The organism is Kribbella sp. NPDC004875, from assembly GCF_042873375.1.
Taxonomy (GTDB): Bacteria; Actinomycetota; Actinomycetes; order Propionibacteriales; family Kribbellaceae; genus Kribbella.
Genome location: NZ_JBIALI010000007.1, coordinates 172,667 through 195,232, shown reverse-complemented (window position 1 = coordinate 195,232; position 22,566 = coordinate 172,667). Strand labels below are relative to the sequence as shown.

Sequence of the window (22,566 nt, the reverse complement as noted above, 5' to 3'; positions counted from 1 at the left end):
ACGATGTCAGACGGCCACACTCCCGGGTCACACCGGCGCCCGGGCGAGGTCGCGGTCCCGCAGTGGCCGAGCCGCTGGGTGGGCTGGATCCTCTTCGCCGGCGTGATGATGATCGTGCTCGGGATCCTGCACGCGTTCCAGGGGTTCATCGCGATCTTCCACGACGACTACTTCCTGGTCCGCGCCTCCCGGCTGGCGATCGAGCTCAACTACGACTCCTGGGGACTGATCCACCTGATCCTCGGGCTCGTCGTGGTGGTGTCCGGGATCGCGCTGCTCAACGGCAAGTTGTGGGGACGGGTGGTGGGAGTGGTCCTGGCGGTGCTGAGCATCGTGGTGAACGCGGCCTTCCTCGCGGCGTACCCGATCTGGTCGACGATCCTGATCGCCGTCGACATCCTGGTGATCTGGGCGCTGACCGTGCACGGCGACGAGATGCGGCAGATGCTCGAGGCCCGCGAAGGCTAGGTCTCCCGATCGGCCTGGTCGGCCTGGCTGGTGGGCTGCCGGGTCGGGAGATGGCCGGACAGGAACAGGGACAGCAGCGAGATCAGTGCGAGGGCGGACAGCGACGCGCGCAGGCCGTCCAGCCGGGCCTGCTCGTTCTCGTCGACGACCGCGTTCGTGGTGCTCTGGTCCACACCGGCCTCGGACAGCGCCTGGCTGAGCTGATCGTTGGACACGAACGGTACGCCACCGGCGAGCTTGACCTCCGCCTGCGACGACACACTCGCGGGTACGTCGGGATTGTCCTTGATCCCGGTCAGGAACGAACTCGTCAGCGCCGAGATCAGGACCGCGCCGGCCAGGGCGGTCCCGATCGACGAGCCGAGGAACGTGATCGAGTTCTGCAGCCCGCCGACCTCGCCGCTCTCCTCGTCCGGTACCGCGCTGACGGTGACGGCGCCGAGCTGCGAGGCCAGCGCCCCGATGCCGAGCCCGGCGAGCAGTAGCGGCACCGTGACGACGTCCGCCCCGACCCCGATGTCGAGGCCTGCCGTCAGCAGGACGAGCCCGACGAACAACAGTGCGAAACCGACCCGGACCACCCGCCGCGGTGATGCCTGCGGGCGCAACCGCGGTACGCCGAGCGCGGCCACCAGCAACGCCAGTGACAAGGGGAGCAGCCGCAGCCCGGTGTTGATCGCCGACAGGCCGAGGGCGATCGACAGGAACAGCGGGACGACGAAGAACAGCCCGGCCTGCAGCAGGTACTGGAAGAAGAACGAGGTGAGTCCGGCCCGGAGCCGCACGTTGGCGAGCATCGCCGGGTCGATCAGCACGGCCTTGCCGTGGTTCGTCCGGCGGCGCTCCCACTCCACGAAGCCGACCAGCACGGCGCCGCCGCCGAGCATCAGCCAGATCACCGGCGACAGGCCGAGCCAGGACGGGGCGCCCTGCTTCGGGTTGACGAAGCCCCAGGAACCTGCGCGCAGCACCCCGAACACGATCAGGGCGAGTCCGATCGCGGACAGCGCCGTACCGACCAGGTCGAGCTTGGCGGAACGGTCCGCGGGGACGTCGGCGATCCGCCGCGTCATCGCCAGGATGCCGAGGACGATCAGGACCTCGCCGGCGAACACCCAGCGCCACGAGAGGTACGTGGTGAACAGTCCACCGATCAGCGGGCCCAGCGCGACGGCGATCGCGGCCGCCGCTGCGACCGCGCCGTACGCCTTCGGCCGCTGGGGCTTGTCGAAGTTGGTCGCCACCAGCGCGACGATGGCCGGCATGATCAGCGCCGCGCCGATCCCCTCGAGCCCCGACCAGCCGATCATCAGCACGGTCAGGTTCGGCGCCAGCGAGGTGGTCAGCGAGCCGGCGCCGTAGATCAGGCACCCGATCGCGAACGCGCGCTTCCGGCCGAGGATCTGCCCGAGCTTCCCGCCGGTGATCATCAGCGACGCCATCACCAGCGTGTACAGCGTGATCGCGGACTGGATGCCGGTCACCGTCGTCCCCAGGTCCGACGCCACGGTCGCGATCGAGACGTTCATCACCGAGCTGTCCAGCGCCATCAGGAACTGGCCGGACGCGAGCGTGATCAGCACGGTCCGCGAGCCGGTCGCCGTACGGACGCCGGCGGCCGGTACGTCGCTGCTCATCCGCGAGCCCCTCCCCGTCCGGATCTCCGGCCGGACGGGGTCAGTAGAGCGCACCGCGTCTTCACCCGGCATCGTCCGCGCCGGGTGAAGACGGAGAGCGTGAGTCAGGCCTTCAGCCCCGACATCGCGATGCTGTCGGTCAGGTAGCGCTGCAGGAGCCCGAACACCAGCAGGCTCGGTACGACGGTGATCGTCGCGCCGGCCATCACCTGGTTGATCGGCACCGCCTGGGTCTGCAGCGTGGCCAGGCCGACGGTGAGCGTCTGCATCTGGCCGGACTGCCCGATGACGAGCGGCCAGAGGAAGTCGTTCCAGTGCCACAGGAACACGAAGATCCCGAGCGTGGCCAGCACCGGCCGGATCAGCGGCAGCACGATCGTCGTGAAGATCCGCCACTCGGGGGCGCCGTCGATCTCGGCCGCCTCGAACAGCTCGTCCGGCAACTGCATGATGAACTGCCGCATCAGGAAGACCGCCTGCGAATTCGCCAGCGTCGGCACGATCAGGCCCCAGTAACTGTCCACCCAGTCCAGCTTCGAGACCAGGATGTACGACGGGATCAGCGTCGCCTGGAACGGCACCATCAGCGTGGCCAGGAACGCCCAGAACATGATCTCGCGGCCGGGGAACTTCTTCTTGGCAAACGCGTACCCGGCCATCGACGCGAACAGCAGCACACACGCGACCGAGACCAGCGAGTAGAGCAGCGAGTTCACCGTCCAGCGCGGGATGTCCGAGCTGGACAGCACCTTCTGGAAGTTCTCCAGGGTGAAGTGGGCCGGGTTCAGCGCGTCCGGGAACGTCCGCCCGCTCGGCGGAGCGAACGCGACCAGCACCATCGCGGCGAACGGCACGATCGTCACGATCGCCGTCAGCGTCAGCAGCGTCGGCAGGGTCAGCCGGGCCGCGGTACGCCGTCCCGCGGCCGACGTGTCCGCCGGCTCGCGGACCGGCGGCCGGTCGAGTACCTGAGTCATCAGTCGTCCCTCCCGACGAGCCGGCGCTGGACCAGCGAGACGACGAGCACGATCAGGAACAGCACCAGACCGATCGCGCTGGCGTACCCGAAGTCGAAGTACTTGAAGCCGCTGTCGTACAGGAAGTACACCAGCGAGTAGCTGGACCGGACCGGCCCGCCGCCGGTCATCACGTACATCGCGTCGAAGACCTGGAACGCGCCGATGGTCTCGATCACCAGCACGAAGAACAGCACCGGCCGCAGCTGCGGCAGCGTCACGTAGCGGAACCGTTGCCAGGTGCCCGCGCCGTCGATCATCGCCGCCTCGAGGTACGACTTCGGGACCGCCTGCAGCCCCGCGAGCAGGATCAGCATCGAGTAGCCGAAGCCCTTCCAGGCCGACGTCACCGCGATCGAGGGCAGGACCGTGTTCGACTGGCTGAGGAAGTCGATCGGGCCGATGCTCACCAGCCCGAGGACCGCGTTCAGCAGGCCGTCCTGGGCGTCGTAGATCCACTTCCAGATCACCGCGGCGAGCACGATGCTGGTCACGTACGGCAGGAAGAACACGCCCCGGAAGAAGCCGCGCTTCCACACCACCTGATGCAGGAGTACGGCGGTCCCGAGCGACAGCAGGACCGTCAGTGGCACGAAGATCACCGTGTAGGTGACGGTCACCAGCAGCGCCTCGTGGAACACCTTGTCCGAGAACAGCCGGGTGTAGTTGTCCAGCGCAACGAAGTCCCACTTGCCGCTGATCCGGTAGTCGGTCAAGGACAGCAGGAAGGCCCCGATCGCCGGCAGGAACCGGAACAACAGGAACAGCACCAGCATCGGTGCGACGAACAGCAGACCAACCCACGGCCGACGCCGCGGTCCGCTTCTCCTTCTGGTTCGGCCGGTCGCGGGTCCCGCCCGACCCGCGACCGTATCCGATCCGGTGTTCGTCAACGTTGCCTCGAGAGCAGGTCGTTGGCCTGCTTGGCGGCGTCGTCCAGGGCCTGCTGGGGCTGCTTCTTGCCGGTCAGCACGGCCTGGATCTCGGTGCTCAGCAGCGACATGATCTGCCGCGCCGACGGGTTCGCCTCACCCGGTACGGCGTACTGCAGCGCGTCGTGGAACTTCGTCGCGACCGGGTCCGTCGACTCGGACTTGGCGTCGTTGCGCGGTGAGTAGAAGCCGGACGCCTTACTGAGCGCGTCGAGCTGGGCCGGCTGGATCATGAACGACAGGAACTTCTTCGCCGCGTCGGTGTTCGACGAGGCGGCGTTCAGCACCAGGCCACCCGGGATGCCGTACCCGACCTGCTTCTTGCCGGTCAGCGGCGTACCGATCTCGACGTTCGCCGCACCCCAGGTCTTCGCCACCGTGGCGGCGTCGGCCGGCACGCTGGTCATCGCCATCGCGACCTGACCCTTGCCGAACGGCGAGTCCGCGACCACGTTGCCCGCGGTGAGCGCGGTCTTCGGGATCGCACCCTCGTCCCACAGGCTCTTCAGGAAGGTCAGCGCCTCCACACCCGGGGCCTGGTTGAACGTGACGCTCTTGCCGTCGTCGGCGAAGACCTTGCCACCGGCCTGCCAGAGCAGCGGGTAGAAGTTCAGGTTCAGCGTCGCCTCCGGCGAGGCCGAGTAGTCCAGCGTGGAGAACCCGGCGGCCTTGAGCTTCGGCGCCGCGGCCTTGATCTCGTCCCAGGTCTCCGGCGGCTTGGCGATCCCGGCCTTGGTCAGGACCGTCTTGTTGTACATCGTCGTGGTGACGGTGTGGTAGATCGGTACGCCGTACACCTTGTCGTTGACGGTCAGGCCCGGGATCGCGGCCGGCAGGAACTTGTCCTTGTCCGGCGCGACCACGTCGTCGACCGGCTCCAGCGAGCCGCTGTTCACGTACTGCGGGATCTGGTCCGGGATCATCAGCAGCACGTCCGGGCCCTTCTTGCCCGAGAACGCGGCCGCGACCTTCTCCTCACGGTTCGCCCACGGCTGGGCCTCGACCTTCAGGTCGATCCCGGAGTTCGCCGCCTCGAAGTCGGTCTCGACCTTCTTCCAGTACGCATCGCTGGCCGCCTGGTCGGCGATCACCGGGTACATCCAGAGCGTGACGCTCTTCTTCGAGTCCGACGAGCCCGAGTCGCCACCGCCGCAGGAACTGAGCGCGGCGGCGAGAACGAGTGCCGTGAGTGGTGCCGCGATGCGGCGGACGCTGGATTTCATCGCACCCCCTGGGTGTCCGGAAGTCAGGGCCGGAAGTAGCTGAACCGAATAACGGTCAGGACCGAAAGTAGCTGGGCTGAATTTCGGCTGTCAACGGCTGATATCAACTCGGAACAGCTCGGAGCCGCTCGTCATCAGCAGTTGGTGATCTCCCCGGACGCCGAGCCGCCGGTGCGCGTGCTCGACGAACAGCGTCGGGGTGGCCTTGCTCCCCGGCGCGATCCGGTAGATCTTGTTCAGGTCGATGCTCACGTAGACGGCCTCGGACGTGGCGACGATGTCGCCGCTGGAGGTCGTCGTCCCGAGCGTGAAGGACTTCTTCAGCTTGCCGCTGTCCGGGGCCACGGCGAACACGGTCTTGCCGGCCACGCCCCACAGCAGCCCGTCCGGGCCGATCGTGACCGACGAGACGGTGGCCGCGCCGGGCACCGGCACGGATTCCCACAGCTTCTGCTTCTTGGCCACGTCCCACGCGAACACTGTGCCCGCTTCCCGGGTCGGCGGGGTGGTCGTCAGGCCACCGGCGATCGACGTTCCGCCGTACACGATGCCGCAGCGGGCGGTCAGGCCGAAGACCGACTCGTCCTGGACCACGTTGCGGTACTTCTCCGCGGTGTTCGTCGTCGGGTCGTAGATGACCAGCGCGCCGCCGAGCCGGTCGCCGTCCGGGACGGTGCCGACCGCGATCTTGCCGTCGACCTCGGTCAGCGCCCGCGCGCGGGTCTGGAAGAGGTCGGGTTTCAGGTTGAGCAGCTGCTTCGGGTTGTCCGGCGTACCGGGCGGGCCGGGTGAGTACTCCGGACTGCTCCAGGGCTGCGCCGGCGCGTAGGAGTAGAGCCGGGCCTCCGGGTAGGCGCCGACGTACACGGTGCCGTTCGAGGCCTCCATCAGGGCCTCCACCTGCGAGAACCGGTTGAACTTCGCCTCGCCGGTGGCGGGGTTGACCACCGAGACGCCGCCGTTCAGGAAGCCACCTGCGTAGATGTTGTCCTTGCCGCCGGCCACCGACAGGATCTCGATCGGCTCCCGCCGGACCTTGGTCTGGAAGATCTCCGACTTGCCGGTCTGCGGGTTGTACCGGAACTCCTCGCCGCGCCACAGCGTGCCGACCACGCTGGTCCCGGGGTAGTCGGGCAGGTTCAGGTCGGCGTACCCGATCGAGCGGGCGTTCTGGATCCGGCCGGTGAAGGTCAGGCCGGTGCCGGTCAGCGTCTTGGTGGCCGGGTCGTACTTCTTCAGCTCGCTCGCCTGGATCATGTACAGCGACCCGTCGGCGCCGATCGGGGAGATGTCCAGGCCGTGCTCGTTCGGGATCTCGTCGACCCAGGTCCGGGACGCGATGTCCCAGACGTACATCGGGCCCGGAAACGCGGTGCTGACCCGGGTGTACACGCGCCCGCCGCGGACGTTCAGGTCGTACACCACCTTGTCCTTCGGATCGCCCATCGTGGGCGGCGCCGGGATCTCGGAGATCGCGCCGGTGGCGACGTCGATCTCCTGGAAGTACGCGTCCGGCTCGGTGCCGGTGTAGAGCTTGCCGTTCCCGTAGTCGATGCTCTTGACGTACCCCTGACCGGCCTTGATCGTGCCGTAGTCGCGGATCGCGCCGGTCTGGTGGTCGTACCGGAACACGCGGCCGTGCGGGTACGTACCGCCGTACACGTTGCCCTGCTCGTCGACGGTGATCCGCAGGATGAACGTCTCGGAGGCGAGCGGCCGGCCCAGGTCCTCGGCGGTGGTCGCGCCGGGCTTCAATCGGTAGAGGTGACCGTTGTTGTACGTGCCGGCGTAGATCGTACCGTCCGGGGCGGCCGCGACCGCGTAGCTGCCGTCGGCGCCGGGCAGCGCCGCGGACAGCAGGCTGTCGCCGGTGGCCGGGTCGATGGCGTTCAGGTACGCCGGGCTGCCGCTGGACACGTTCCAAATCGCGGTCTTGCCGTTCGGGCCGGGCGCGACCGTGCCGCCGATCAGCAGGACGTCGGACAGTGGCGTACCGAGCGAGACGACGGTCGCGGTCGGTGGTTTCGGGGTCGCCGCGGCGGGCCGTGGCGGTGTGGACAGGGTCGTGACGAGCAGGGCGGCGAGTGCCACCGCGACGAGCGAGCGGGCTGATCGCATGCGATGCCTCCGGGCGTGCCGTATTTACGGTCCTGTCCGAAAGTGAAGCCCTCGCGCCGTCACGAAGTCAACGGCTCGGGAGAATTTGCCACTACTGACAGCAACCGCCCGGGTTACGGCCTCGGCCGTTAAAGGCGGGTCACGTCTGGGGGAGCTTCCCGAGCAGGTTCTGCAGCATCTCCCGGGTGGCCGCGAAGTAGCTGTTCTCGCGGTGCAGGGCCCGGTGGAAGGCGGCCAGTTCGGCCGCCGAGATGGTGTTCGAGAACGTGCTGATCTCGGTCAGGTCGAGCCGCCGATTGAACAGGTGCACGGTGTCCCGCCAGCGGTGCAGCAACCCGACCAGGTCCGCGTCCTTGTGCAGGCCGAGCGCGCCGGACACCAGCGCGAGGTCGACCGCGGACACCACCAGCCGCGGGTACACCTGCCGGCTGGTGGGCGCGTCCGGCGAGAACCGGTCGTCGTTGAGCAGTCTGGTGTTCTCCTGCAGCTCGTCCGCGACGGCCCGCAGTACCTCGGTACGGCGCTCCGCCTCGGCCGTCAGCCGCTCGACGAAGATGCCGGTCAGCCCGGCGACCAGCGTCAGCGAGTTGACGGCCGGCTCCCAGCGGGAGTTCCCCGGCCAGAGGAACCAGATCACGCCGAGCACGAACGCGACCGCGAGCAGGCCGTACGTCACCCAACTGACGACGGTCCGCCGGTTCATGTCGACCAGATGTCGTCGGCGAGGCTGTGCGCGGCCTCGCCGGCCGTCTCCGGTGCGAGCAGCAGCAACTCCAGGCCGAACGGGTTCGGCCGTCGGGTGTACCGGAACTGGGACTGGATCGCCTCGACCGGGGTCAGCTTGCACGCCTCGGTGAGCCGCCGCAGACGCGCGGTGGAGTACTTCCGGGTGGTGTAGAGCCGGATCGTGTCGCCGGTCGACAGCGGCACCTCCGTGTGGTCCGGCAGTTCCATCCGGATCTCGTCGTCGGTGTCGTTCTGCCAGAGGATCTTGACCAGCAGCGCGTCCTCGTCCTCGACCTCGCCGACGAACTTCACCAACTCGTTCTTGATCTTGAGATCGGTGTTGTACCGCAGGGCACTGGTGACGAACTCGGCGAACGCCCGGGTCTGGTGGTACTCGTCGGCGGCCGCGTCCGCGGCCTCCTGGTCCAGCTGGGTGGTGCTGGCCACCTCGAGCAGCAGCCGGTCCTGCGGGCGCAGCACCCGGGTGAGCGTGCGGAGCAGTTCCTCGTCGTTCTCGAAGTTGGCCAGCGTGTTGCCGGTCAGCGTGAACAGGATCGGCTCGTCGCCGACCAGCCGGGACAGCATCTCGGCCAGCTCGTCCATGTTGTCCGCGATCGAGAAGTCCAGCTGCACCGGCAGCACCTGGGACACCGGGAACCGGGCGCCGCGGACGGGCTCCAACGTGCCCATCCGCAGCATCTCCGAACTCATGTCGACCGGGATGTAGTACATGTCCGCGTTGTGCCGGCGCATGTCACTGAGGATCGTGCGGTCCTTGACACCGGTGCCGACGCCGAGGCTGACCAGGTGGAAGCCACCGGCCTCGACATGCGGCCGGAGCTTGCGCCAGTGCCGCAGGAACGACTCCGCGCCGGCCTTCATCACCAGGTAGAACGGGTCGTTCGTCGCGTTCGCCCAGGCGATCGTCGGACCGATACCCCAGTAGGAGAACCCGGACGTGATCTGCTTGCCGTCGCCGGACGTCGAGAACGGCCCGCGGAGGTCGCCGGTCAGCGTCGCGAGCTTGTCCGTCTGATCCTCGCCGACCAGCAGCAGCGACCAGGCGAAGTCGTCGTCGGCCAGCGCATGCTCGAGCTTCCGGATCACGGGTACCGGCTCTGCCACGTCTCACCCCTCACACGATGAGACGACAGGTTATCGGTTGCCGGACCAGACCGCTGGTCAAACCGGAGTGACCGCGTCCGCCTCGCGGCCCTTGGGGCCGTCGACGATCTGGAACTCGACCCGCTGCCCGTCCTCGAGGGTCTTGTACCCGTCGGAGACGATCTTGCTCCAGTGCACGAACACGTCGTCCACGTCGTCGCCGCCCTCGACGGCAAGGAAGCCGTAGCCCTTGTCGGCGTTGAACCACTTCACGGTGCCGCGCACCATTGAGACTCCTCGACCACGGGACCCGCTTCACCAGGACCCCTCCGGTACTTCGCAGTCCATAAGACTAACCGAGGCGGCTCCGAGGCAGAGCGCCGTACCCACCAGGGCCGCGCTCGCCCAGAGTGGGCCGGAGAAGCCCGTGACCCCGATCGCAAGGCCGCCCAGGAGCGGTCCGGCGGCGGCTCCGACGTTCAGCGCGGCGGTCGCCAGGCCCCCGGTCAGGACCGGGGACGCGGAGCCGGCGTACAGCGCGTAGGAGATCAGCGTGGAGCCGACGGCGAACGACAGTGCGCCCTGAAGGAAGACCAGGACGACGGTCGGCGCGGTGTGGCCGGCGGTCAGCGCGAAGACGCACCAGCCGATCAGCAAGATGCCTCCGGCAACCAGCGTGAGCCGGTGGTCGCGGCGATCCGCGAACCGGCCCGCGACGGTCACGCCGGCGAACGAGCCGAGCCCGAACAACGCGAGCATGATCGGCACCCAGCCCACGCCGAACCCGGTCACCTCGGTGAGCACCGGAGAGAGATAGGTGAACGAGCAGAACGTCGCGCCGTTCACCAGCGCCCCGAGCAGCAGCAGTACGGCGAGCCGCGGCCGGATCCTGAACCGCGCGACAGTGCTGGGCCCGGCGCCGCGGGCCGGGACCGACCGCATGATCGCGATCAGCGCGGGCAGCGAGATCAGGGCGACCGCCCAGAACGCGGACCGCCAGCCGAGGGACCGGCCGAGGGCGGCACCCGCCGGTACGCCGACGATGCAGGCGAGCGTCGTACCGCCGAGGAGGACGGAGGTGGCGCGACCCTTGGCGTCCGGGCGGACCAGGGTGGTGGCGGTGGCCAGTGCGACGGCCAGGAAGCCCGCGTTCGCGAGCGCGGCCAGGATCCGGGTGACCAGCAGCACGCTGAAGCTGCAGGTCAGGGCGCCGACCACGTGGACGGCGAGGAAAACGGTCAGTGTCACCAGCAGCGTCCGGCGGCGCGGCCAGCGGGCGCCGAGGACGGCGATCGCCGGTGCGCCGACGACCATGCCCAGCGCGAACGCCGAGGTCAGCCAGCCGGCGGTGGGGATGGAAACGCCCAGGTCCTGGGCGATGTCCGGGCCGAGCCCGGAGAGCATGAATTCAGAGGTGGCCTGGGCGAACACGGCCAGCCCAAGCGCATACAGCACGAACGGCAGCGTCAACAAAAGCAAGGAGGTACTCCGCAACCATGAGAAGACGTGGGTGATCGTCTCCGGCGGTTCGGTGTGATTCTGGGTGGATTCACACGGAACGGCCGGTGGTTACGGTCTGTCCGCCTCCGGGCTGGTCACGGCGTGGAGCTTAGGGAACGCCGTACCCGCCGTCCAGCGGATTAGCCGCGCCGGGAGGCGGCGAGGCCGAGGAGCCCGGCGGTCACCAGCAGGAGGGCGCTGGTGACGCCGAGGTCGTCGGACTGCAGTGCGCCGTTCTCGGTCAGCATCCAGATCGTGGCGCCTCCGGCCAGGACGGTCCCGGCCACGACGCCAGGAACGTCCGGCCTGGTCTTCCGTGGCTGCTGGCTCATTCGCGCTCCACCTTGATGCTGCCCAGTCTGAGGTTCAGGTCCAGGGTGACCTGCTGCGGGCCGGCCTTGCCGTCCGCGCCGAGGTCGTCGAGGTTCAGCTGCGCATTATGGCCCTCGTGCTGCTCGTTGAGGAAGGCAACGTCTCCCATCTCGGTCGACAACTGCCCCTTCACGTCGACGTTCGCGGGCACCTTGACGATCACCTCGCCGACGCCGCCGTGGACGTCGACCTTCGCGCCCGGGGCGAAGGTGGCCTTGGTCAGGTCCAGGTGCACCGACCCGGCGTCGAACTGGTAGCTCGTGCCGGTCGCGGTGATCGTCTGACCGGCCGGCGCGACGTAGTTGGTGTCGGCGAAGTTCCGCGGTACGCCGGGGAACACCGTGCTCGCCACGGCTCCGACGGCGAGCAGGATGCCGAGCGGGAGCAGCGCGAGTGTGCGGCCGACGAACCCGCCGATCAGCATGCCGCCGCCGAGGGTGGCCAGGCCGATCACCAGCATGGTCGCGGTCGACGCCCCCGCCAGCGCCGCGATACCGATCGCCAGACCGGTCAGCACGACGATGATCGACTTGATGCCGCGGACGCCCTTCGCGGGCGGCTCCGCCGGCTTGCTCGCGACCGGCCGGGTGCCGCCGGCCGGCTCGTCGACGTACAGGCCCAGGGGGTCGTCCTCGGTCCACACAGGCTGGACCGGTTCGACGGTGCGGTCCTGGGGTCGCTGTGTGGCCGAGGACGCCTGGCCCGTCGGAGGAACGGACGGGCCGGTCTGCGGGGGCGCGTACGCCGGGTTGTACGGCTGGCCGGGGTTCTGCTGGCTGGTGTACGGCTGCGAGGTGAACTGCTGCCCGGAGCCCGCCGCAGACGTGGTGTCCTGCGGGCGTGGGGGCTGTTGCTGCTGTTGGGGGTTCTGCTGGTTCTGTTTGGTGCCCTTGCGGTGCTTGGCGAGCAGCCAGATCACCGCCAGCACGATCACCGGACCGGGGACGAAGTGGCCGAACTTGAACGACGACATCGTCGCGATCGCGGCGAAGATGCAGATCCCGATCACCACCGGCCAGAACCACGGGTGGTCGGTCCGGATCCGGTCGCCGAGCAAGCCCTGCACCGGGGCCCGGTCGCTGCCCTCGTCGGGCATCAGGACCCACGCGGCGATGTAGAAGATGATGCCCGGGCCACTGAGGATCAGGACGGCCATCACCACCCGGACCAGTACCGGGTCGATGTTCAGCGCGCGGCCGATGCCGCCGCAGACACCCGCGACCCAGCGGTCCGACCTGCTGCGCCGCCAGCTCTGGGGGTTCTGCAGGCGGTCGCGGTCGAACCCGGCGGGTCCACTCTGGTTCTGCTCCATGTCATCGATACTCCCGCGCCGGCACCCCGGATCACATCGGGGATGGCCCCTGATGGCCCCGGAGTCGCCGGAATTCGGGGTTCTCCCCGAGCACACCCTGAGCGTGGCGGGTGACCGCTGAGGAGCCGGCCCGGGACAAGCCTGCTGGTGTCGGGCCGGTCCACATGTGACGATCGTGGTGATGAGCCAGCCAGCAGCCGCGCCGACGGGCGGATCCTCGACGAACGAGGACCGGCCCGAGTCGACGCCTGCGCAGGACCAGTGGCGGTACAAGGGCTGGGGCCCGCAGGGACCAGGCCAGTACCAGGGCCCGTACGCCGCCTACGCCGCGCGCATGGGTCAGCAGCAGCGCGGCGCTCCCGGTGGGCCGCCCACCGGTCCGGGGCAGCCGGGACCGCAGGGGGCCGGACAGTCTGCTCCGCCGCCGCGGCCGGCTTCTGACCCGCCACGCCGGGCGTACCGGCGTACCGAGGGACGGGTGATCGCCGGTGTGGCCGGTGGTGTCGCTGACCACCTCGGCGTGTCCGACACCGTCGTCCGGCTGGTGCTGATCGCGACCACGGTGTTCGGGGGCTTCGGCGTACTGATCTATGCGGCGCTGTGGTTCCTGATGCCGCTCGCCCCGGAGACCGTGCCGAACGCGCCCGGCCTGGCCGCGCACACCCGCAGTGGGATGCGGTCCGACGAGCCGCCGGCGCCGGTGACCGAGGCGAGGCAACGCAAGCGCGAGAAGAGCCGCGGCCAGCTGCCCGCGTTGGTGGCCATCGGCATCGGCCTGTTGCTGCTGCTCCAGGTCGCCGGGTTCGGCGTCGCCGGCAAGCTGTTCTGGCCGCTGGTGTTCGCCGCGACCGGTCTGGCGCTGATCTGGCGGCAGGCGGACGAGAACCAGAAGGACAAGTGGGCGCAGGACATCCGGGTCCCGATCCTCGGGCTGGTGCTCGGCAAGGGCGGCTGGAAGTCGCTGGTCCGGATCGCCGTCGGGCTGATCCTGATCGGTACGGCGGTCACGCTGTTCCTGGTCCAGAACGGCCGGCTCTCGATGGTCGGCGACGTACTGATCGCGCTGCTGCTCGCGGTGGTCGGGATCGGTGTCATCGCCGGGCCCTGGGTGCACCGGCTGACCCGAGACCTGAACGCCGAGCGCGCCGAACGGGTCCGCTCGCAGGAGCGCGCCGACATGGCCGCGCACCTGCACGACTCCGTGCTCCAGACGCTCGCGCTGATCCAGAAGCAGTCCGACGACCCGAAGGCGGTCGCCCGGCTGGCGCGCTCCCAGGAGCGGGAACTGCGGTCCTGGCTGTACGACGAGGACGACAACGCGGACCAGACGCTGGCCGGCGCCGCGAAACGGGCCGCCGCCGAGGTCGAGGACTCGCACGGCGTACCGATCGAGGTGATCACGGTCGGTGACTGTGACCTCACCGAGCCGTTGTCGTCGATGGTCCGGGCCGCCCGGGAGTCGATGGTGAACGCCGCGAAGCACTCCGGCGCGGCGAAGATCGACGTGTTCGTCGAGGTGGACGGCGACCGGGTGGAGATGTTCGTCCGGGACCGCGGCAAGGGGTTCGTCGTCGACGAGGTCCCGGACGACCGGCTCGGCTTGCGGCACAGTGTGATGGGCAGGATGGAACGGCACGGCGGCCGCGCGACGGTGCGGTCCGATCCGGAGACAGGGACCGAAGTGCGACTGGAGATGGACAGATGAGCAGCAGGCGGGTTGTCGTCGTCGACGATCACGATATGTTCCGGGCCGGGGTACGCAGCGAGATCGGTGCGTCGGTCGACATCGTCGGGGAGGGGTCCGACGTCGACACCGCGGTGAAGGCGATCGTCGGCACCGAGCCCGACGTCGTACTGCTCGACGTGCACCTGCCCGGCGGTGGTGGCACCGAGGTGATGAAGCAGGTCCACCAGCGGCACCCGGACGTCAAGTTCCTGGCGCTGTCGGTGTCGGATGCCGCCGAGGACGTGATCGGCGTGATCCGGGCCGGCGCCCGCGGGTACGTCACCAAGAACATCTCCGGCGCCGAGCTGGTGGACGCGATCAACCGGGTCGCCGACGGTGACGCGGTGTTCTCGCCGCGGCTGGCCGGGTTCGTGCTGGACGCCTTCTCGGGCGCCATCGACATCGCGTCGGTGGACGAGGACCTCGACCGGCTGTCACAGCGCGAGCGCGAGGTACTGCGCCTGATCGCCCGCGGCTACGCCTACAAGGAGGTCGCCCGCGAGCTGTTCATCTCGGTGAAGACCGTCGAGACCCACGTCTCCTCGGTCCTCCGCAAACTCCAGCTCTCGAACCGCCACGAACTGACCCGCTGGGCCACGGACCGCCGACTGGTCTGACGAACGGCAACCGCAACGCCCCGGCCGCTCCACGGCCGGGGCGTTCCGTTCGTGTCAGCTGATGGTGACGATCTTGTTCACCGTGTACGCCGGGGCGTGGTCGGCGTCGCCGGGGAAGAAGACCCGGTAGGCGATCTGACCGCGGACGGCCGGCTTGATGCCGAAGGCGTACTTGCCCGAGGTGCTCAGCTTCACCGAAGCGATCGACTTCCACACCTTGTTGCCGTACTGCTGCAGGTACACGGGCTGGCCCGCATGCGCCGGAGCGACGTACCCACTGAAGGCGGTCGCCTGGCCGAGCCGGATCGACGACGGCGACAGCGTGGCCGAGATCGTCGGCGCCACCTGCACGGTGATGTCGGCGGTCCGGGTGCCCATCAGGTCCGCGTTGCCGGGGAACGTCAGCATGTACACCGACGACACGAGCGGCTTGTGCGCCACCGCGAGGGTCCCGGTCGAGGACGTCTTGAGCGCTGCCAGCAGGGTGAACTTCGAGGAGTTCTTGGGTCGCACGTAGACGTTGACCGGCAGACCGGCGTACACCAAGTTGTCGATCCGTAGCGTGCTGCCCTTGATCGTGACGGAGCCGCCGTAGCTGATCAGCGTCGAGGTCGTGCTGATCCCGGACTTCATCCCGAGCAGCTGGGTCACCGAGGCCGGGCCGACCCGCCCGTCGCGGTCCTTGATCCAGGCAGCGAACGTGTACGTCGTCCCTTGCGCCAGCCCGGTCGCCTTGACCGAGGACGCCGTACCGGCGTAGACGAGCGTGCCGGTGTCCAGGGCCGGCGCCTTGGTCCCGGCGGCGACCCGGACGACGACCTGCCCGAAGTCGGTCATCTCCGGGAGCGTCCAGTTCAGGGTCGCGGCGAGGTACGCGCCGCTCGCGTCGAACGTCTTCAGCTGGCTCGGGTACCAGTCGATCGTGCTGAACACGGTCAGCACCGGAGCCAGCGCGGACCCGTCCGCCTCGTGCACACCTGCGACCGAGATCTTGTACGGCGCGTTGTCGACGAGCTGTGCCGCCGGCGTGATCGTCGCCTTCAGCGTCGCGGCGTCGTAGCTGACCGTGGCGGGGATCGTCGCGAGGGTCTTGCCGTTCAGCAGTTTCACCGTGGAGCCGTCGACGGTGGTCGCGTCGACCGGACGGGCGAAGGTCACCGCCGGCTTCGACGCCAGCGCCGCGTTGCCGGACAGATCACCGGGAACGACGTCGCGGACCGGGTACGCCGCCCCTGTGGTGGTTCCGCCGGCGCCGAGCTGCGAGACGCTGAAGTTGTAGCCGCGATCCACACGGGACCCGTTGTAGTTGCGCACCGCGATGTAGGAAACTCCGGGGTTGACGGTCACGTCGACGGTTGCGATCAGCGGAGCTGTCGTCGACCAGTCCGTCGGGTAGGGGTTCTGAGCGAACCCGATGCGCTGCAGGTCCTTGTCGTAGACCGTCACCACCGGAGCGAAGTTCTGCGGTCGGTCCGCGGTGTAGTCGGTGCCCGAGACGGTGATGCGGATCTTCCGGGTTTCCGCCGGACGCACGAAGTACCAGTCGACCTGCCCCTCAGTGCTAATCGTCCCACCCGTGCTCAGACTCCAGCCGGCGGGCAGGTCGCCGAGATTGCGAGCGCGAGCCGGCTCGTCGTGGGCCTCCGACAGCGGGGCGCCCGGGAAGTCCGCGGCCCAGGTGCCGCCGAGTGCGGCGTACGCGTCCAGGACGCCGGCGCCGTAGTACGGGTCGGTGCCGCGCGGGCCCGCGTCCCGGGCCACGCTCTCGATTCGCGCTGCCACCTGGGCGGGCGTGAGGGTCGGCCACTTGTTCTTCACCAGAGCGGCCACCCCCGCGACGATCGGCGCCGAGCAGGAGGTGCCGGTGCAGAGCCAGTACGGGTCGTAGCCGGGCTCGGTCAGGCTGCGCGCGCCGGTGCTGACGATGTCCCAGCCGGGGGCCGCGATGTCGACCCAGTCGCCGAACGAACTGAAGTCGGTCAGCCGGCCGGTCGCATCGGTCGCCGCGACCGCGATCGCCTCGGGGTACGACGCGGGGTACTGCACCGCGTCGCTGCCGTCGTTCCCGGCCGCGACGACGACCACCGCGCCCTTGGCGACGGCGTACTTCACGGCGTCGTGCAGGACCTGGTCGTCGCCCGGTCCACCGAGCGACAGGTTGATCACCGTCGCGCCGTGATCGGCCGCCCAGGTGATCCCGTTGGCGACGTCGGCGTCGTACCCCTCCCCGTTCGCGTCGAGGACCTTGACCGGCATCGCCTTCGCGGACCAGCCGACCCCGGCCACGCCGGCGCCGTTGTTCGCCGAGGCCGCGATGATGCCCAGCGTCATGGTGCCGTGACCGTTGTCGTCGTTCGGCGCGGTGGCCGGAGCGAGGACGTTGTAGCCGGCGACCAGATGGCCGGCGAGGTCCGGGTGACCGGCGTCGACACCGGTGTCGACGACCGCGATCACCTGGTCACCGGTCGACTTCGACACGTCCCACGCCTGCGGCATGCGGACGGTGTTCAGGTACGACGCCTGGCCGACACCGTTGACGACCGGGTAATAGGTGTCGTTCGGGACCGCCGTCGTGTGGCGCTTGTAGTTCAGAGAGGCCAGCTCGACGGACGGGTCGGCCTTGGCCTTCTTCAGCAACTCCGGCGCGGACAGCGAACCGCTGAGCCGGACGATGCTCGACGTGACCGGTTGCTTCGCGGTGGCGCCGAGTTTCGCGACCGCTGCCCGGCGGGCGGACGCGGTGGCCTTGTTCTTGAACTTCACCAGCACGGAGTTCGGCTCGAACTCGGGCTTGGCGTCGTGCGGGGCATGGTGGGCGCTGAACGCCGGGCGGTACGGGCGCAGTTCGGCCGCCGAACCGGAGGAACCGGTGACGACGATCGCGCCGGTCGCGACCAGGGCCGCGGGCACGACCAGGCGCAACAGATGAGTGGGACGGGACAGCACGGGACCCCCAGAGGGCAAGCCGCGAACGGCGAACAGCCGAACCCGCTGCCGTGGTTCGGGCGCTGTCCGGTGGGCCGCGAACGCGACCCGTGTTCTAGATCGCGAAAGTCTCCGGTGTCGTTACAGGGGTCAGCGGTTCGCGGAGGTGTACGGGAGCAGGGCCATCTCGCGGGCGTTCTTGATGGCGCGGGCGACCTGTTTCTGTTGCTGGACGGACAGGCCGGTGACGCGGCGGGAGCGGATCTTGCCGCGGTCGGAGATGAACCGGCGCAGCAGCGCGGTGTCCTTGTAGTCGATGTAGGTGATGCCGTCGCGGTCCAGCGGGTTCTGCTTCGGCTTGCGCTTGCCGGTCGGGGCCGGGCGTCGGGGCATGGCAGCGCTCCTTTGTTGAATGTCGTTTTCAACTAGGGTAGCGCAAGAGGTCAGCGATGGCGCGTTTCGGCCAGGGCATGGATTCGCCACTCCGATCCGGCGGTCCGGGCTTGGCGGCTGTTATACCGTCGACTCTTATGGAGCGGAATCTCACTGCCGATCAGCTGGCGCTCTTCGAGAAGGAGTTCGCGTCGAACCCGCAGTACCGGGTGATGCAGAACGCCGTCACGCAGACACCGGTCAACAGCATCGCCCTGGATCGCCAGGTCGTCACGTCGATGGACCATTCGGTGTCCCATCTGCTGGACGACTGGAAGGTGACCAACCAGAAGAAGAGCGGGCGGTGCTGGCTGTTCGCCGGGTTGAACCTGCTGCGCGTCGGGGCCGCCGAGAAACTCGGCGTCAAGGACTTCGAGTTCTCCCAGAACTACCTGCTGTTCTGGGACAAGTTCGAGCGGTCCAACTTCTTCCTCGAGGCGATCATCGAGACCGCGGACCGGGACGCCGACGACCGCACGGTCGCGCACCTGCTGTCCGACCCGATCGGTGACGGCGGTCAGTGGAACATGTTCGTCGCGCTGGTGCAGAAGCACGGCCTGGTGCCGAAGTCGGCGATGCCGGAGACCGAGAGCTCGTCGGCGACCGCGCAGCTGAACGACGCGCTGCGCAAGCTGCTCCGCCAGGGTGCGCGCGACCTGCGGGCGCTCGACGGCGACGAGGCGCGCCGCGACCGCAAGCGCGAGATCCTCACCACCGTGCACCGGGTGCTGAGCATCCACCTGGGCACGCCGCCGCAGAAGTTCCTGTGGCAGTGGAAGGACAGCGACAAGGGCTTCCACCGGGACGGCTGGACCACCCCGACCGAGTTCGCCGCGGCGTACGTGCAGCTGCCGGTCGACGAGTACGTCTGCCTGGTGCACGACCCGCGCTCGACCAGCCCGGTCGGCCGGACCTTCACCGTCGACTTCCTGGGCAACATCATCGACGCGCCGCCGGTCGTCTACCTGAACGTCGAGATCGACCTGATCAAGAAGCTCACCCAGGACGCGATCGTCGGCGGCGAGCCGGTCTGGTTCGGCTGTGACGTCGGCAAGCAGATGAACGCCGACCTCGGCTTCTGGGACGCCAAGCTGTACGACTACGGCGCCGTCTACGACACCGAGTTCACGCTGGACAAGGCCGAGCGACTCGTGCACCACGAGACCCTGATGACGCACGCGATGCTGTTCACCGGCGTCGACGTGGTCGACGGCGAGCCGCGCCGCTGGCGGGTCGAGAACAGCTGGGGCGACGAGAAGGCCGACAACGGTTTCTGGACCATGAACGACTCGTGGTTCGGCGAGCACGTCTTCGAGGTCGCCGTCCGGCGCTCCGCGCTGCCGGCCGAGCTCCAGGCGCGTCTCGACGACGAGCCGATCGTCCTCCCCGCCTGGGACCCGATGGGCGCCCTGGCGGACTGACCCCATCCGTCGAAGGACCCTGGCCGCGCGGCCGGGGTCCTTCTGTGTTCTCAGGGCCTTTCAGAGTCCGCGCAGGGCGGCGCCGAGACGGTGCAGTCGCCGCCGGCGCGGCCGGATGCTGACCGCGCGGCCCTGCGGGCGGGCGGCCGCGACGGTCGCCGCGCGGAGGGCCAGCTCGTCGTCGAGCGGCTTGAGTACGTCGACGTCGTACCGGCGCCGGACCGCCTGGAGCAGCAGGTGGTCGGCCAGTGCGGGATTCTTCGGCAGCACCGGCCCGTGCAGGTAGGTGCCGATCGTGTTGCCGGTCACCGCCCCCTCGTCACCGGTCCGGCCGTTGTTGCCGAAGCCCTGCCGCACTGTGCCGAGCGACTGCTGCCCGGGGTCGAGTACGGTCCGGCCGGAGTGGTTCTCGAAGCCGACCAGCTGCCCGAACCGGCTGTCCACAACGATGTTCCCGATCATCCGCTGCCGCCGGACGGTGGTGGTCGCGCGGAAGATCCCGAGGCCCGGGTACCGCCGGCCGGCGGCAGCGAATTCCCGTCCGAACAGCTGGTAACTGCCACAGATCAACAGCATCGGGACCCCCTCGGCGGAAATTCTGCGGAGCGCGTCGCCGCGCTCGAGCAAATCGTCCACCAACGCCGATTGGCCGGAATTCTGGCCGCCGCCGCCGAAGAGTAGATCGACCGCGGAGAAGTCGAAAGGAATACCCGGTTCCACCGCCGTCACTTCGGTCCGGAATCCGCGCCATTCCAGCCGTTTCCGCAACGTGATGACATTTCCCAGGTCGCCGTACACGTTCAGGTCCCGGGGATACAGGTGGGCGATCCGCAGCGGTTTCACGCCGCGGCCCGTCGCCCGAGCGCCCGGCGGATCTGCAGCATCGCGGTGTAGGTCGGCAGCACGAACGCCTGGCCGTCGGGCGGCAGCCCGGACAGCAACCGGGTGATCCCGTCGTCGAGGCTGCGCGCCACCGTGGCCTCCGTCCCGGCGTAGTGCAGTCGTAGGGCGATCTCCGCGGCCCGCGTGCCGGCCACGACGACCTCGGGCCGGGTCGGCGCCAGCGCCTCGAGACCGACGTCCCACAACCACGAAACGTCTCGTCCGTCGGCCGGCAGGTCGTTGACGGCGATCAGGACCCGCAGCGGTGCCCGCCCGACCAGGAACGTGTCCAGGACCTGCGCGAATCCGGTCGGGTTCTTGATCAGCAGCAGCCACACCGTCCGGCCGTCGATCGCCGTCTTCTCGACCCGCCCGAACGCGGCCTCCGTGGTCCGGACCGCCTGTGCGATCAACGCCGGGTCGAGGCCCAACCCGGTCGTCAGGCCGACGGCCGCCAGCGCGTTGTAGAGGTTGTACGTGCCGGACAGGCCGTACCGCATCCGTTGCGGGACGCCGTGCGCCGACAAGGAGAACGTCGTACCGTCGAGGTCCGCGTGCTCGACCCCGGTGACCGCGACGTCCGGCGTGGGCCGGGCGAAATCGCCGTTCGGGCAGCTGTAGTGGCCGAGATGGCTGTAGAAGACCCGGCTGAACACCAGCCGTTCGCCGCAGCGCGGACACCGATCCGAGTCGGCCGCGGACATCGAACCGGCCCGGCGGGCCGGGAGGTGCTCGATGCCGAAATAGCTGACCAGGTCCGGTGACGCCGCGGCCTCGGCGAGGCTCGCGACCCGGGCGTCGTCGGCGTTCAGGTAGAGCCGTGCGTGGGTGGCCGCGATGCCCGCGGCCAGTAGTTCGGCGGTCGTGTCGACCTCGCCGTACCGGTCGAGCTGGTCGCGGAACAGGTTCAGTACGACGATGTGCCGCGGCCGCAGCTCCGGTACGACGCGGCGCAGGCTGGCCTCGTCGACCTCGAAGACGCCGATCGTCGCACCGGTGCGACCGTGCAGGTCGGCCGCCGTGACGAGGGCGGAAACGATCCCGCCGTGCAGGTTCGCGCCGCTGGCATTGGTGAGCACGGTCTCGCCGCCGAGCCGCAGCGCGGCGGCGATCAGCTTGGTGGTCGTGGTCTTTCCGTTGGTCCCGGTCACCACAATGCTGCCGTGCGGTAATTCGGCCGCCAATTGCCCGGCCAGGTCCGGGGCAATTCTCCGGGCGATCGCGCCGGGGACCGCCTGACCGCCGCGCCCGAGCCTCCGGCTGAGGCCGGCGGCGGTCCGGGCGGCAGCGATCGCGGCCTTTTCGCGCATACCAAAAGTTTAGATCCGCCGGTCAACACGAACTCAGCGTCCGCTCAGCTCAGGAAATGCTCAGGAAATGCTCAGCGAATAAGAGCCGATGCCTCGGTGGGGCGTTCCAGGGTCGGAAGGTGGCCGGCCCAGGGGAGGTGGATGCGTTCCGCGGCCGGCAGCCGTTCGGCGAGGTAGTCCGCGGAGTCGGTGAAGAACGCGAAGTCGTGACCGCCGGTGATGAGCCGCACCGGCATCGTCATCTTCTCGGGCTCGACCGGGTACTCCTCGTTCTCCACGTCGTCACCCGCGGCGAGCTGTACGTCGTACGCGCGCTTCTGCATCACCCGCAGCAGTTCCCGGGCCTCGTCATCGGCTTCCGGCCCGATCCAGCGGCGTACCGTCAGATCGGTCGCGCCGTCGACGTCGCCCGCCTCCAGCAGCTTGTTCTCCGCGCCCCACAACGCCCGCAGCTCGTCATCCGGCTCCACGTTGTCGGTCGGCGCACACAACAACACCACCCGCGCGAACCGCGCCGGCTCCCGACTCACCATCTGCTGCACCACATACCCGCCGTACGACGCCCCGACGGCCATCACCGCCGACGCCCCCACCTCGTCCAGCACCGCGAGCACATCCCCGGCATCGGAGTACTTGGCGCCCGCCTCCAACGGCGTCTCGCCGTACCCCCGCAGATCCACCGTGATCACCCGATGCGCCGCAGCCAGCTCACGCACCTCCCGCTCCCACATCCGCGCATCAGCAACCCCCGCATGCACCAACAAAACATCCGGCCCCACCCCGGCAACACCAAAAGAAATCGTCATGGCTGCACCTTCCAGGTCGGATCCGCCGGCGCGCAAACG

The 22,566-nt window shown here is 69.0% G+C and carries 20 protein-coding genes; 4 read left to right on the top strand and 16 right to left on the bottom strand.

Going from position 1 to position 22,566, the window contains the following annotated elements; genetic code table 11:
* The first annotated feature begins 3 nt into the window (after positions 1-3).
* Positions 4-468: a hypothetical protein gene (locus ACFYRH_RS35255; protein WP_387784275.1), complete on the top strand. Its 465-nt coding sequence runs from the start codon at positions 4-6 to the stop codon at positions 466-468.
* Here ACFYRH_RS35255 and ACFYRH_RS35250 read toward each other — a convergent pair.
* The 11 genes from ACFYRH_RS35250 to ACFYRH_RS35200 all read right to left on the bottom strand — a co-directional run bounded on the left by ACFYRH_RS35250 (position 465) and on the right by ACFYRH_RS35200 (position 12,408).
* Positions 465-2,105 (bottom strand): MFS transporter, encoded by a 1,641-nt coding sequence (locus ACFYRH_RS35250; RefSeq protein ID WP_387784273.1) that lies wholly within the window; start codon positions 2,103-2,105, stop codon positions 465-467. The genes ACFYRH_RS35255 and ACFYRH_RS35250 overlap by 4 nt on opposite strands.
* Before the next feature lie 104 nt (positions 2,106-2,209).
* Entirely contained in the window at positions 2,210-3,082 is an 873-nt protein-coding gene (locus tag ACFYRH_RS35245) for a carbohydrate ABC transporter permease (RefSeq protein WP_387784271.1), read from the bottom strand.
* Complete coding sequence (locus ACFYRH_RS35240) at positions 3,082-3,897, bottom strand: carbohydrate ABC transporter permease (protein WP_387784269.1); 816 nt, start codon at positions 3,895-3,897, stop codon at positions 3,082-3,084. Before ACFYRH_RS35240 ends, ACFYRH_RS35245 begins: the two co-directional genes overlap by 1 nt.
* A 113-nt stretch (positions 3,898-4,010) precedes the next feature.
* A complete protein-coding gene (locus ACFYRH_RS35235) occupies positions 4,011-5,276 on the bottom strand; it encodes an extracellular solute-binding protein (protein ID WP_387784267.1) in 1,266 nt (421 codons plus the stop codon).
* 90 nt (positions 5,277-5,366) lie between these two features.
* The gene (locus ACFYRH_RS35230; RefSeq protein WP_387784265.1) at positions 5,367-7,394 is read right to left on the bottom strand and encodes a hypothetical protein; all 2,028 of its coding nucleotides are present in this window, start codon (positions 7,392-7,394) and stop codon (positions 5,367-5,369) included.
* Between the two features lie 139 nt (positions 7,395-7,533).
* Complete coding sequence (locus tag ACFYRH_RS35225) at positions 7,534-8,097, bottom strand: hypothetical protein (RefSeq protein ID WP_387784263.1); 564 nt, start codon at positions 8,095-8,097, stop codon at positions 7,534-7,536.
* Positions 8,094-9,245 carry an L-histidine N(alpha)-methyltransferase gene (locus ACFYRH_RS35220; protein ID WP_387784261.1) on the bottom strand — a complete coding sequence of 384 codons (1,152 nt, stop codon included), beginning with the start codon at positions 9,243-9,245 and terminating at the stop codon, positions 8,094-8,096. Before ACFYRH_RS35220 ends, ACFYRH_RS35225 begins: the two co-directional genes overlap by 4 nt.
* Before the next feature lie 57 nt (positions 9,246-9,302).
* Positions 9,303-9,512 (bottom strand): cold shock domain-containing protein, encoded by a 210-nt coding sequence (locus ACFYRH_RS35215; protein ID WP_387784259.1) that lies wholly within the window; start codon positions 9,510-9,512, stop codon positions 9,303-9,305.
* 27 nt (positions 9,513-9,539) lie between these two features.
* Positions 9,540-10,688 (bottom strand): Cmx/CmrA family chloramphenicol efflux MFS transporter, encoded by a 1,149-nt coding sequence (locus tag ACFYRH_RS35210; protein WP_387784560.1) that lies wholly within the window; start codon positions 10,686-10,688, stop codon positions 9,540-9,542.
* A gap of 176 nt (positions 10,689-10,864) precedes the next feature.
* A complete protein-coding gene (locus tag ACFYRH_RS35205) occupies positions 10,865-11,056 on the bottom strand; it encodes a hypothetical protein (protein ID WP_387784257.1) in 192 nt (63 codons plus the stop codon).
* Positions 11,053-12,408: a PspC domain-containing protein gene (locus ACFYRH_RS35200; protein WP_387784255.1), complete on the bottom strand. Its 1,356-nt coding sequence runs from the start codon at positions 12,406-12,408 to the stop codon at positions 11,053-11,055. Before ACFYRH_RS35200 ends, ACFYRH_RS35205 begins: the two co-directional genes overlap by 4 nt.
* Before the next feature lie 181 nt (positions 12,409-12,589).
* Here ACFYRH_RS35200 and ACFYRH_RS35195 point away from each other — a divergent pair, with 181 nt between their 5' ends.
* Both ACFYRH_RS35195 and ACFYRH_RS35190 read left to right on the top strand, forming a co-directional pair.
* Positions 12,590-14,113, top strand: a complete 1,524-nt coding sequence (locus tag ACFYRH_RS35195; RefSeq protein WP_387784253.1) for a PspC domain-containing protein — start codon at positions 12,590-12,592, stop codon at positions 14,111-14,113.
* On the top strand, positions 14,110-14,751 hold the full coding sequence (locus ACFYRH_RS35190; RefSeq protein WP_387784251.1) for a response regulator: 642 nt from the start codon (positions 14,110-14,112) through the stop codon (positions 14,749-14,751). The genes ACFYRH_RS35195 and ACFYRH_RS35190 overlap by 4 nt, the downstream gene beginning before the upstream one ends.
* A gap of 54 nt (positions 14,752-14,805) precedes the next feature.
* On the opposite strand, the gene ACFYRH_RS35185 is transcribed toward ACFYRH_RS35190, so the two are convergent.
* Positions 14,806-17,673 carry a S8 family serine peptidase gene (locus ACFYRH_RS35185; RefSeq protein WP_387784249.1) on the bottom strand — a complete coding sequence of 956 codons (2,868 nt, stop codon included), beginning with the start codon at positions 17,671-17,673 and terminating at the stop codon, positions 14,806-14,808.
* A gap of 153 nt (positions 17,674-17,826) precedes the next feature.
* Positions 17,827-18,069, bottom strand: a complete 243-nt coding sequence (gene rpsR / locus ACFYRH_RS35180) for a 30S ribosomal protein S18 (RefSeq protein WP_387784247.1) — start codon at positions 18,067-18,069, stop codon at positions 17,827-17,829.
* Positions 18,070-18,206: 137 nt separating this feature from the next.
* Between rpsR and ACFYRH_RS35175 the strand changes: the two genes are divergently transcribed.
* Positions 18,207-19,529, top strand: a complete 1,323-nt coding sequence (locus tag ACFYRH_RS35175; RefSeq protein ID WP_387784245.1) for an aminopeptidase C — start codon at positions 18,207-18,209, stop codon at positions 19,527-19,529.
* 60 nt (positions 19,530-19,589) lie between these two features.
* Here the strand turns inward: ACFYRH_RS35175 and ACFYRH_RS35170 are convergent, their stop codons facing one another.
* The 3 genes from ACFYRH_RS35170 to ACFYRH_RS35160 all read right to left on the bottom strand — a co-directional run bounded on the left by ACFYRH_RS35170 (position 19,590) and on the right by ACFYRH_RS35160 (position 22,527).
* Positions 19,590-20,372 (bottom strand): type 1 glutamine amidotransferase, encoded by a 783-nt coding sequence (locus tag ACFYRH_RS35170; RefSeq protein ID WP_387784243.1) that lies wholly within the window; start codon positions 20,370-20,372, stop codon positions 19,590-19,592.
* Positions 20,369-21,721 (bottom strand): MurT ligase domain-containing protein, encoded by a 1,353-nt coding sequence (locus tag ACFYRH_RS35165; protein ID WP_387784241.1) that lies wholly within the window; start codon positions 21,719-21,721, stop codon positions 20,369-20,371. The genes ACFYRH_RS35170 and ACFYRH_RS35165 overlap by 4 nt, the downstream gene beginning before the upstream one ends.
* 71 nt (positions 21,722-21,792) lie before the next feature.
* Positions 21,793-22,527, bottom strand: coding sequence for an alpha/beta fold hydrolase (locus ACFYRH_RS35160; RefSeq protein ID WP_387784239.1), 735 nt, complete (start codon positions 22,525-22,527; stop codon positions 21,793-21,795).
* Between the last annotated feature and the right edge of the window lie 39 nt (positions 22,528-22,566).